At 69.1% G+C, this 11295-nt stretch carries 11 protein-coding genes; 5 read left to right on the forward strand and 6 right to left on the reverse strand.

Annotation, left to right across the window (positions count from 1 at the left end; genetic code table 11):
- Nucleotides 1-15: 15 nt before the first annotated feature.
- The 4 genes from D187_RS32890 to D187_RS32905 form a co-directional block, all read right to left on the reverse strand.
- Entirely contained in the window at nucleotides 16-837 is an 822-nt protein-coding gene (locus tag D187_RS32890; RefSeq protein WP_002630494.1) for a ferritin-like domain-containing protein, read from the reverse strand.
- Nucleotides 834-1094, reverse strand: coding sequence for a hypothetical protein (locus tag D187_RS32895; RefSeq protein ID WP_002630495.1), 261 nt, complete (start codon nucleotides 1092-1094; stop codon nucleotides 834-836). Before D187_RS32895 ends, D187_RS32890 begins: the two co-directional genes overlap by 4 nt.
- Nucleotides 1095-1438: 344 nt before the next feature.
- The gene (locus D187_RS32900) at nucleotides 1439-2167 is read right to left on the reverse strand and encodes an SDR family oxidoreductase (protein WP_002630496.1); all 729 of its coding nucleotides are present in this window, start codon (nucleotides 2165-2167) and stop codon (nucleotides 1439-1441) included.
- A 15-nt stretch (nucleotides 2168-2182) separates the two neighbouring features.
- Nucleotides 2183-2530, reverse strand: a complete 348-nt coding sequence (locus D187_RS32905; RefSeq protein ID WP_155893761.1) for a hypothetical protein — start codon at nucleotides 2528-2530, stop codon at nucleotides 2183-2185.
- A 163-nt stretch (nucleotides 2531-2693) separates the two neighbouring features.
- Here D187_RS32905 and D187_RS32910 point away from each other — a divergent pair, with 163 nt between their 5' ends.
- Nucleotides 2694-3908 carry a phospholipase D-like domain-containing protein gene (locus D187_RS32910; RefSeq protein ID WP_043432672.1) on the forward strand — a complete coding sequence of 405 codons (1215 nt, stop codon included), beginning with the start codon at nucleotides 2694-2696 and terminating at the stop codon, nucleotides 3906-3908.
- 101 nt (nucleotides 3909-4009) lie between these two features.
- Entirely contained in the window at nucleotides 4010-4789 is a 780-nt protein-coding gene (locus tag D187_RS32915; RefSeq protein ID WP_002630500.1) for a dienelactone hydrolase family protein, read from the forward strand.
- A 26-nt stretch (nucleotides 4790-4815) separates the two neighbouring features.
- Here D187_RS32915 and D187_RS32920 read toward each other — a convergent pair whose 3' ends face one another.
- Entirely contained in the window at nucleotides 4816-7527 is a 2712-nt protein-coding gene (locus D187_RS32920; RefSeq protein ID WP_002630501.1) for a M1 family metallopeptidase, read from the reverse strand.
- Between the two features lie 231 nt (nucleotides 7528-7758).
- Here D187_RS32920 and D187_RS32925 point away from each other — a divergent pair, with 231 nt between their 5' ends.
- Nucleotides 7759-9066, forward strand: coding sequence for a DUF4082 domain-containing protein (locus D187_RS32925; RefSeq protein ID WP_002630502.1), 1308 nt, complete (start codon nucleotides 7759-7761; stop codon nucleotides 9064-9066).
- A 28-nt stretch (nucleotides 9067-9094) separates the two neighbouring features.
- Here the strand turns inward: D187_RS32925 and D187_RS50700 are convergent, their stop codons facing one another.
- Nucleotides 9095-9682 carry a response regulator transcription factor gene (locus D187_RS50700; RefSeq protein ID WP_155893762.1) on the reverse strand — a complete coding sequence of 196 codons (588 nt, stop codon included), beginning with the start codon at nucleotides 9680-9682 and terminating at the stop codon, nucleotides 9095-9097.
- Nucleotides 9683-9957: 275 nt separating this feature from the next.
- Here D187_RS50700 and D187_RS50705 point away from each other — a divergent pair, with 275 nt between their 5' ends.
- Both D187_RS50705 and D187_RS50710 read left to right on the forward strand, forming a co-directional pair.
- Nucleotides 9958-10203 carry a hypothetical protein gene (locus D187_RS50705; protein WP_051256650.1) on the forward strand — a complete coding sequence of 82 codons (246 nt, stop codon included), beginning with the start codon at nucleotides 9958-9960 and terminating at the stop codon, nucleotides 10201-10203.
- Nucleotides 10204-10358: 155 nt separating this feature from the next.
- A complete protein-coding gene (locus tag D187_RS50710) occupies nucleotides 10359-11270 on the forward strand; it encodes a quinone oxidoreductase family protein (protein ID WP_002630504.1) in 912 nt (303 codons plus the stop codon).
- The last annotated feature ends 25 nt before the right edge of the window (nucleotides 11271-11295 follow it).

Below are 11295 nucleotides of genomic sequence, written 5' to 3' on the forward strand. Positions count from 1 at the left end.
CCCGGGGCGCATGCTTCAGCGGGGTTCGAGCCCGCGTGCCCTCAACGGAGCGAGCACCTCGGTCTCCATCGACTTGCGCGCGAGGTCCAGGTAGGCCCGCGACTTCATCCACCCGAGTGCATGGATCTCGGCGGGCTCCTCCTCTGCCTGTGCGGCGACGCGGGCCTGGTTCTCCCGGACCGCGGCGATCGTCTTCCCCGCCGCCTCGCGGAGCACCTCCCGCTCGTCCTCCTCCAGCATGGGCAGTGCCCAGTCCAGGAACATCCACCCGAACTGCCCGTGCGCGGCCTCGTCCTTCACGATCCGTCCCAGCACCGCCTTCACCAGCGGGTGCGTCGCGGAGCGCCAGGTGCCTCGGAGCAGGGGGATGGAGATGGCTTCGCCCACGCAGAAGTAGCGGACGACGAGCTCCGCTGCCTGCGCGAGCGCACGGCCCGGCTGGGGCGGTGGAACCATCCCCAGCGGATCATGCAGGAGGGGGATGCCTCCGCCCAGCTCGCTCGCCAGCCGCGCGCACAGCTCGACGTGGACCATCTCGTCGAGTGGGAAGCGGCATGCCATGGAGATGAGATCCAACGGCGCCCGCGCGGCGATGAGCGCCTGCAGCGTCGCGGTGCACGCGGCGGCGGTGCGGTGCTCCTGGAAGGCGGCCTCGGTCCAGGCCCTCCGCGCCGCGAGGACGAGGTGTTCGGGAAACTCCTCCGGGCGGAGCGTCCCCCAGGGGAGTGCCTCCACCTCGGGCCGGAGCTTGCGGTAGCGGCGCTCGACGTTGCCTCCGAGCATCCCCAGCTCGAACAGCTCCTCGCCGGGGACGTGGGGCAGGACGAACGTACTCATTGACCGCCGTCCGCGGTGCCGCCATCCCCGGTACCGCCATCCGAGCCCGCATCCAGACCGCCATCCACGCCCGCGTCAGGGCCCGGCTCGCAGTAGGGCTCATTGTTCGGGTTGTCATCGCACGGCGGTGGCGCGACGAGATTGCCGGAGATGAGGCACCCACTGGCCATCTTCACGAGTGCGACGCCCGCGGTGGCGAGCAGCAGGGGGCGGGTGGTGCGCTGGGAGGGTCTGCGGCCCTGGGGAAGATCTGCCATGTCGTTCTCCTCGTACCCGGGTCGTTGCCCGGTTCCGGGAGCAAGCCTATCGGAAGGATGGATGCACGGTTAACTGCACCGAAGTGGCAAAGCTCCAGGTGCAGCGCCACGACGTCACCGTCTTCGGAGCCAGTAAGCGAGGAGCACCAGCGCGGGAGCCATCCCTGGCGAACTCGGCAAACACGAGGTACTCGCCGGGAGGGAAGTGGACACCGCATGAGGTGTTACCGTTCAGGGCCTTCACTTCGATCTCGGTCTGCGTGGGCCCCTTCCAGACCGTGGTGACCTGAAAGCGGGCGGTATTCAAGTAGGCCGCCTCGCCGAACGAGAATTGAGAACTGCGCCTATAGATCGAAATTGGTGGGCAACATGACAACGTCTCGGATGGTCATTCCGCGCGGTCGCGTGAGCATGAACCGAACAACGTCCGCCACCTCACTGGCCTCCAGCAGGCTGCCTGATTCCTTTGCTTCCTTGAGCTTTTCGGGTGGCCAGTCGGCGAGCAGCGCGCTGATCACCGGGCCAGGGGAGATCGAGCCGACGCGCAGGCCGTGCTTGAACACCTGGCGCCGCACGGTCTGGACAAAGCAATTGATCGCCCATTTGGACGACGCATAGACTGGCTCCCACGGCGTCGGGTAGTGAGCTGCCAGCGAACTCGTGATGATGATGTCCCCGGTCCGGCGCTGGATCATGTGCGGCAGCACGTCGTGCACATTCTTCATCACCACGTTGACGTTCAGGTTCAGCATCCGGTCGATTGCGTGCGTGTCGGCGTCGACAAGGTCGCCCCCCACATACGTCCCGGCATTCGCGTGCAGGATGTCGATCCGCCCTGTCGTCTCCAACACTCGAGGCACCAGCGTCGCACAGTCCCTGGGATCGAGCAGGTCGACGACCAGGGGAATCGCCGTGTCGCCGTACTGGCTGCAAATCGCCTGGAGTGCGGCCTCATTGCGGTCCACCAGCACGACGCGCGCGCCTTCAGCCAGCATCATCGCGCTGCTCGCCAGCCCAATGCCCGACGCCGCTCCCGTGACGACGGCCACCTTGCCTTCAAACTCCTTGGTCATGACGTTTCTTTCCTGTCACTGCGCTGTGGTACGTATGTCGCAAGAGACTTCCCGGGGCTCTGCGGCGGGCCGGTCGAGCGAGCAGATCAGCGTCGGCGAGGAGGCCAGCAGCCACGCCAGGCCCGCGGGGAGCGCCAGGAGGAGCAGGCCGACGCCCAGCGCGCGCAGCCGCGCGAGGGCCAGGCCCGTGCGAGGTGTCAGCGTCTCCGCGGGGGTCCACAGCGACACGGCCAGCCCTCCGAGGTAGCCGCCCACGTCTGACGCCGCGGTCAACATCACCCTCACTCCCGTGAATGATGCGCCCGTGGCCATTGCCCAGGACGTGTCCACTCCCGCGAACACGTCGCGGGCCATCACGCTCACGGGGAGTGACGTGGACAGCCTTCAAGGTGAATGACGCGTCCCTGGACTCCAGCCCGGCCACGGTGCGCATCTCCATCACGTCGAGTGCGTCCACACTCGAGGCCGGCAAGTCGCTGTAGGCCCCAGCTCCCTCTCCCTCTGGGAGAGGGTAGTGTCGGAGGCCATGCATGGAACGAAGAAGCTGTGTCTCCTGACGCTGGCCCTGGGGTTATCGGCCTGTGTCTCCTCCAATGGCGCGCGGATCTCGGACTTCTCCCTGCGCGGCGAGATCCCCACGGACCCGGAGGGGTTCGATCTGGCCCTCTACGAGACCCTGGGCACCCGCTTCACCACGGGCAACCAGGTGGAGTGGATCGACAACGGCGCGCTCTTCGAACTCATCGAGAAGGACGTGCGCACGGCGAAATCCTCCATCAACATCGTGCTGTTCATCTGGCGCTCCGGTCAGCCTGGGGACTCGCTCGCCGAGCAGATCGCCGCGCGCACGAAGACGGGCGTCGTCTGCCGGGTGCTGCTGGATCCGTTTGGAAGCACCGACCTGGAGATCGTGAAGCCCCAGTTGGAGCGGGCAGGCTGTGACGTGCGCGTCTTCCGGCCCCTGCCCGCCGACGAGACGCTGGGGCGCAACCACCGCAAGCTCGTCATCGTGGATGGGCGCGTCGGGTACACGGGCGGCTTCGGGGTCCACACGAGCTGGCTCGGGGACGCACGCAACGAGAAGGAGTGGCGGGACGTCGCGATACGGGCCGAGGGGCCCGTCGTGGCGCAGATGCAGCAGGCGTTCGCGGAGAACTGGCAGGAGATGGGGGGCGTGCTGCTGCCCGCCTCGGACTTCGCGGCCATGTACGCGCCCCCCAAGCCCGGAGGCGCGCGCGCCGCCTTCATCACCAGCACGCCCAACCCGGAGCTGACCCGCGCCGAGCGCAGCATCCTCCTGATGTGCAAGGCGGCCCGCAAGCGGCTGTGGATCGGCCAGTCGTACTTCACGCCCACCTCCACGCTGCTCGCGCTCCTGGTGGATCAGGCGCACGCGGGGGTGGACACGCGGGTGCTCACCCCCGGTGACAAGAACGACCAGCCCGTCATCACCGCCTTCCAGCGGAGGTCCTACCCGGACCTCGCCACCGCGGGCGTGCGCATCTGGGAGTGGCCCATCTCCATGATGCACTCCAAGGTCATCCTCGCGGACGACCACCTGGTCATGGTGGGCTCCATCAACTTCGACATCCTCTCCTTCCGGTTGCTGGAGGAGGGGGCGCTCATCGTCGACGACGAGGCCTTCGCCAGACAGGCGGAGCGCGCCTTCCTCTCCGACTTCCAGAAGTCCGTCGAGGTCAGCCTGCCCTGGACCCACTCGCGCGAGGGCGAGAAGAAGTAGCCCGTCCAGAGGTGTGCCGGTCCGGCCGTGATGAATCCGCTTGCAAAGCGATTGGGCCCTGAACACTCAATCGTGCCGTTCCCACCTGAGGAGACGACGACATGAAGCGAGTCCTGGGAGTGTTGGCGGGCCTTCTGGCGATGACGGCGGCGGCCAGGCCCGTGCAGAAGCCGGTGGTGTATGAGCTGGAGGGAACGAAGTTCGAGGGCGTGCTCGTCTACGACGACTCCGTGAAGACTCCCCGTCCGGGGCTGGTGCTGGTTCCCAACTGGCTGGGCGTCAACGAGCCCAACGTGAAGCAGGCGTTCTTGGTGGCCGGCAAGAAGTACATCGTCTTCGTCACCGACCTGTACGGACAGGCCGTACGTCCCAAGAACCCCGACGAGGCGGGCAAGGTCTCCGGTGTGTTGAAGCACGATCGCAACCTCATGCGCGCGCGTGTGAACAAAGCCCTGGACGTGCTGCGCGCCGAGGGCAAGGCGGTGGGGCTCGACGCGAAGAAGCTGGGCGCCGTCGGCTTCTGTGTGGGCGGTACCGCGGTGCTGGAGATGGCGCGCAGCGGCGTCCCTGTCGCCGGCGTGGTGTCCTTCCATGGCGGCCTGGACGCGCCCCTTCCCGCCGCCGAGGGCGCCGTCACCGCCAAGGTGCTCGTGCTGCATGGGGCCGAGGATCCCCAGGTCCCCCCCTCCGAGGTGAAGGGCTTCGAGGAGGAGATGCGCAAGGCCAAGGCCGACTGGGAGCTGGTGTCCTACGGCGGCGCGGTGCACAGCTTCACCATTGTCGAGGCCAACACCCCGGGAAAGGTCCAGTACGACGCCAAGGTGGCCAGGCGCGCCTACCTCGCGATGAACGACTTCCTCACCGAGGTCTTCGCGAAGTAGCCAATGCGGGGGGCTCGCGTGTTCCTCTACTTGGAGAGCCCCTGCGCGCGCAGGAACTCGCGCACGCTGGGCGCATTGCGCGCCTCCGAGTCCACGCACAGCGAGATGGACTCGAGCGCACGGGCGAGCGCGCGCGGTCCGCCCTCGATGCCCTTCACCCGCGGGCCGAGCAGCGCCTCGGCCTCCGCACGCTGGGCGGGGTCGCAGAGCACGCCCACGCCCTCGATGAGCTGGCCAAGCTCGTCGGAGCGCATCCGCTCCGCGAGGCGGTCGAAGTTCTCGCGGTAGAAGGCCCACGCCCGCGCCCGCGTGTCCTCGCCGGAGAGGGCCGTGCTCAGGATCTCCACGGTCTCGCGCACGTCGAACTCGCTTCCGGTCACCAGGCCCAGCGCCTCTCCCAGCAGTGCCCGGTCCTCGAAGGAGCCGAGCACGGAGAGCAGCACCGAGCGCTCGCGGCGGTCCTTCGCGCCGCGAGCCTGCGTGAGCAGCGTGTCGAACAGCGCCCGGTCTCCCTGTTTCGCGGCGACCCGCAGCGCCACCTGGGCCACGTCCTCCTTCACCGCGTCGCGGTCCGCGAGCCACGCCCGGCCCAGCCGCGCGGCCTCCCGGCTCAGCGCGGGGTCCTCGCCCACGCCCGCCGCCAGTGACAGCAGCAGCAGGCGCAGCCGCTGCTGGCTCTCGTCCTCCCCGGGTCTGGCCACCCATCCGAGCGTCCGGGCGCGCGGTGCGTAGAGGCCGCGGATCCACGCCCGGTAGCGGGCGCGGTCCTCCGCGGAGAGCCGGTCCACCCGCACGCTCCCGAGCAGCCGCAGGCCGCGCTGCACGACGAGCCGGCTCGGGTCCTTCGCCGTGGCGGGAACGGCGCGCAGCGCCTCTCCGCTGAGCAGATCCCCGCGCGAGACGCCCGCCCGCACGTCGGCGAGCAGCGCGAGCCGCTCGTCCTCGCTCAGCGTCCCCGCGGGGGCTCCGAGCAGGGCGTCCAGCTGTGGGCGCGCGTACCCGGAGTGGTAGTAGCCGCGGCCGTCCGCGTTGAGCAGCACCCAGCGCGGGCAGCCGGGCGTCTTCAGCTCCAACTCACCCTCGGCCCGCGTGAGCAGCGTGCAGCCGCGCTCGGCCTGGCTTCCGGTCCCGGCGCGCACGCACACCGGCACCGCCCACGTCTGGCCCAGCTCGCCCTGGGAGCCGGCGGGCCAGAAGCGCTCCTGGCGCAGCCGCAGCCGCGCGGGGGCGCCGGGCTGGCACCGCAGCTCCGCCTGGATGAGTGGGACGCCGGGCTGATCCACGAAGCTCTGGAAGACGCGCACGGCGTCCGCTCCGGCGACTTCCCCCAGCGTTCGCAGGAAGTCGTCCGAGGTGGCCGTCTTCCAGGCGTGGGTGCGCACGTGCTGGCGCATCACGTCGCGCACGCGCTCCTCGCCGAGCCACGGCTCCAGCATCCCCAGCACGGCGGAGCCCTTGGAGTAGGTGGTCCCGTTGTCAAAGGCGCCAATGATGTCGTCGTTGCTCGCCACCGGCTTGCGCACCGGGGGCGTGTTCACGAGCGAGTCCGTGCCCATCGCGTGCGCGAGCGCGTTCGCGCTGAACTCGCGGCCCAGTCCCCAGGAGGGCTCGAAGCCGTCCATCGTCTTGCGATCGAGCCAGCTGGTGAAGGACTCGTTGAGCCACACGTCGTCCCACCAGCGGCAGGTGACGACGTCGCCGAACCAGTAGTGACCCAGCTCGTGCCCGAGGATGGTGGCGTAGCGCTGGCGCCGCTCGAGCGTCTCCTGGCCGGGCGTGATGAGCGTGAGCGGTTGGCCCATCGCGACGATGCCCGGGTGCTCCATGGTGCCCCAGAAACGCGGCACCACGGCGACGTCCAGCTTCTCGAAGGGGTAGGGCTGGTCGAAGAAGTCCTCCAGCACCCCGACGATGCGCGGCGTGACGCTCGCGGCATACGCCGTCTCCGACCCGCGCCCCCTGGGCACGATGAAGCGCAGCGGTACCGGCGTGCGGCCCACCGTGCCGGCCTCCACCACGTCGAAGGGCCCCACCATGAAGGCGACGAGGTAGCTCGGCATGGGCTTGCTCTCGGCGAAGGTGACGCGCTTGAGACCGCCAGGCAGCGGCTCCTCGCGCACGGCCGGCGCGTTCGCCGCCGCCACGTGCGACTCCTTCACCGTGAAGGTGAGCTGCCAGGGCACCTTGAAGGTGGGCTCATCGAAGCAGGGGAAGGCGCGGCGCGCGTCGATGGGCTCGAAGAAGGTGTAGAGGTACGGCTCGCCAGCCTCCGTCTCCCCGTACAGCCCCTGGCTGCGCGTGCGCTCCACCCGCCCGGTGAACCGCAGCACCAGCCGCGCGCGTCCCGCGGGAAGTTCCTCGGGGAGCAGCAGCCCCAGGCGCCCCGTGTCCGCGGTGGTGATGCGGGCCTCGAAGCCATGGCCCTCGCGCTCCACGCGCGCCGAGGAGACCTGTACGTCCTGTGCGTGCAGCCACACCTGGCGCACCGGCGCCCGCACCTCCACGTCGATGCTCACGGTACCGGGGTACGTCGCCTCCTGGGGCAGCAGGGTGAGCTCCAGCGCGTAGCGCACCGGCCGCACCGTGTCCGGGAGCCTCAGCGCGGGCGGCGCGGGCTCGGGATACGCCACGGTCGCCGGAGCAGCCGCGGCGGGAGCGGAGCCCGTGGGAGCGGCCGGAGGTGCATGGGTGCAGTGCAGCAGACCGAGGGCGAGGAGCAGCAGCGGGAGTCGGCGCATCCCGCCACGCCAGCCTCCCGGAGTCGCCGAGTCAACCGCGATCGGTCGCGCGGGCCGAAACGCGTCGGTCGCGGGCAGCGGTAGCCGCCGAGCCCGTGAAGCGCCAGGCCAGAGGGAGGCGGGCCGCGACACCGTGGAGGCAACAAGGACTCAGGGGTTCACGAGAATCACCGATACCCCTGATTCCAAGCCCGGGAGGTCCTCCCCCCGGGCCGCCTGCTGGAGTGCGTCATGCGTCCCCGCGTTCACGCCGTCCTCGCCTTCCTGCTCGTCGCCCTCCTCACCCGCTGCGCTCCGCCCGAGTCCACCCCCGAGGAGGAAGCCTTCCCGGCGCGAGCCACCCAGGCCCTCACGCCCGGCGGAGGGCTGCGGTTCATGACGTACAACATCAAGCACGGCGAGCTCAGCAGCCTCGAGGCCATCGCGGGCGTCATCAACGCGCAGGCGCCGGATCTCGTCGCGCTCCAGGAGGTCGATGTCCTCACCGTGCGCTCGGGCAAGGTGGACCAGGCCGCGCGGCTCGGCCAGCTCACCGGCATGAATGCCGTGTTCGTTCCCTCGTTGCTCAGCTTCGACTCGGGCCAGTACGGGCTGGCCCTCCTGTCGCGCTACCCCATCCGCTCCTCGCAGCGCATTGCCCTGCGCTCCGCCGCCGAGCAGCGCATCCTCGCGCTCTACACGGTGGAACTGGATGCCCAGCACCTGCTGCCCGTGGGCGTCACCCACTTTGGCACCACCGACTCCGCCGAGCGGCTCAACCAGGCCGCGGACGTCAAGGCGGCGCTCGCGGGACAGCCCTGGGCCCTGCTCGGCGGTGACTTCAACGCCACGCCCTCCGAGGCCGGCATCTCCAGCCTGATGCAGCAGCTCACCGACGCCTGGAGCCGGGGCGGCTCGGGCAGTGGCTACACCAGCTCCGCGGGCTTTCCCACGCGGCGCATCGACTACCTGATGCTCGGCTCCGCGTGGACCTCGCCGGTGTCCGCCACCGTGCCCGGCGCGTCGTCCCAGTCGGATCACCGCCCCGTGGTGGCCACCCTCATCCTGCCGTGGCGTCAGAGCCTGCTCGGAGACCGCGTGCCGGGCACCCCCGTGCAGGCGGACACGAAGGCCGTCGAGGTCGGCGTCCGGTTCCGGAGCAATGTCGCGGGCACCGTCACCGCGCTCCGCTTCTACCGGGGCACCGGTAATGCCAACGGCTACGTGGCGCGCCTGTGGACCCTGTCGGGAACGCTGCTGGCCCAGGTCCCGGTCCGCGACGGCCGCCTTCCCGGCTGGCAGGAAGTCACCTTGTCCTCGCCCGTGCCCATCACCGCGGGCACGACCTATGTGGTCTCCTACTACTCGTCCAATGGCCAGTTCGCGCGGGACGTGGATGGGTTCGCGAGCACGCTCGTCAGCGGCAATCTCACCGCCCCCGCGAGCGCGAGCGTGGGGGGCAATGGTGTCTACGTCTATGCCTCGGGCGGAGGCTTCCCGACGAACTCGTACAAGGACACCAACTACTGGGTGGACGTCCGCTTCACCCCCGCGCCTTGAGACGAGTTCCCCCAGACCGTCGTTCCCCTCAATCCTCCTCGTCCTCGCAGGGCAGGTGGGCGCGGACCATGAAGTCGGCCCGGTTGGTCACTCCGAAGGGCTTGAGCTTCTCGTAGATGTGACGCAGGTGCTTCTTCACGGTCTCGTGGCTGTTCTTCTCGCCCTTCTTGTTGAAGAGCCGATCGGCGAGCTCCTTGTCGGACAGGTTCTTGTGTTTGTACAGGAGGTTGGCGATCTCGATCTCCTTGGGCGTCAGGACCTTGAGCCAGACGATGAGCTGGGGATGAGTCACCTCCTGGAAGCGCAACTGCCAGTAGGACTTGTTCCCCACGGGCGGCAACTGGAAGTAGGTCACCCGCAGGGTCTTCCGGCTGCCCGCCATCTCCCAGATGCCAATCCCGTTCTGGAGGAAGCTCGATTGGCTCATCGCCGTGTTCAGCTTCTCCAACAGGGCCAGGGGCAATCGCCCCGGGGGGTCCGTGAACCATTTCTCCATCAGCTTGTCGATGGGACCCAGGCGCTGCACCACCTCGAAGCGGGTGGTCAGCACGAGGCTCGCCGTCTTCTGGGCCGCCGTTTGCGCTTCCAGCAGCCGGCCCGTCAACTCCCGCTCCACGAACACCTGACAGCGCTGGATGGCCGAGGCGAGGTGCGACGTACTGGACGAGGTTGCGCTCGTGGTCGGAGAAGGGCCGGGGCTTGAGGCGGTAGGCGCTGAAGCCGCCATTGCCGTCCCAGCCCGCCTGGGTGAGATAGACCGACATGACGTGCTCGAGCGGCACCCCCATGTCCTGGCCGATCCGGTAGATCTTGGTGGCCTGCAGATCCTTGTGCGCGATGATGTCTCCATCCCGCATGACCCGGTTGGGGTTGCGCACGTTGGCGTCACGAATGAAGTCATCCTTCTTCCATTCCTCATACTGGGCGAAATACACCTCGGGCATCTTCGCCACCAACCAGTCGTCCAGCGAGGGCTGTCCGATGCGCGAGGCGCACAGGGCCATGCAGTCCGCGGACGTCAACCGGATCAGGCTGTCCTCCGTGGTGTGCACGACCTCCGAGAGGGTCTTGGCGTGGTTCAGCGCTTCCACCAACTGGCCGATGAGCAAGCGCTCCTTGGGCTTCATGTGGATCTGATCCCGTTTCATCCTCTCGCCTTTCTTCCAGACCCGTGGGGCGGTTCCGGCTCCGCGCCGGGTGTCCACTCGCGGATCTAAGTCCCCGGGCCGAATGTTGTCCGTACCCCCAAAGGGGTATGGACATGGGGCATGGAAAGAGACAGGCGGATTGCCATGACGACGAAGTTGCGAGCCATCGTGATGCGGCGGACCGGTCCGCCAGGAGTCCTCGCGGTCGAGGAGATCGCGCTCGCGCCGCTCGTCCGAGGCGAGGTGCGGCTGCGCTCGCTCGCCTCGGCCATCAATCACTCGGACCTCGAGATTCGTGCCGGCAACTGGCCCATCCTGAGGACAGCACGCTTCCCCTACGTGCCGGGGCTGGAGGTCGTCGGTGAGGTCGTCGAGGTCGCGGATGACGTGAGTGGGTTCGCCGTCGGGGAGCGCGCCTGGACAACGATGCAGGGCCTGGGCGGCGTGCGTGCGGAGCGTGACGGCGGTTATGCCGAGTACGTCACCGTCTCGGCCGACGTGCTCGCGCCGTTGCCGGCCGACCTGGACGCAGTGGGGTTCGCCGCCATCGGGCTCGCCGGCGTGACGGCGCTCGAGGCCATGCGAAGGCTCGGACCGCTCGGCGGCAAGACGCTCCTCGTCTCGGGGGCGACGGGCGGCGTGGGCGCCGTGGCGGTGGAGATTGGCCGCGCGCTCGGCGCGGACGTCGTCCCGTTGGAGCGCGGCTCCCCGTCACCGCGGCCCGACAGCGCCGACGCGGTGCTCGATGGCGTCGCGGGACCGCTCTTCCCGACACTCATCTCCGCGCTTCGCCCAACCGGTCGGTATTGCCTCGTCGGCGCGGCGGCTGGTGGCGACGTCTCCTTCGACGCCTGGAGCCTGCTCGACGGGCGCGTCCTCACCGGCTACTCGACGGAGACGCTCGACGGAGACGTGTTGCGAGCGGCCACGCGCGAGTTGCTCGCCCTGCGGCTGCCTCCTCCGCCAACCACGGTGCTCCCGCTCGCCGAGGCGGCGCGCGCCCACGAACTCCTCGAGCGACGAGAGGTTCGGGGGCGCGTGGTGCTCGTGCCGTAGACCGAGACGTCAGGGACAAGCCCGC

It is taken from the genome of Cystobacter fuscus DSM 2262 (assembly GCF_000335475.2).
GTDB classification, from domain to species: domain Bacteria; phylum Myxococcota; class Myxococcia; order Myxococcales; family Myxococcaceae; genus Cystobacter; species Cystobacter fuscus.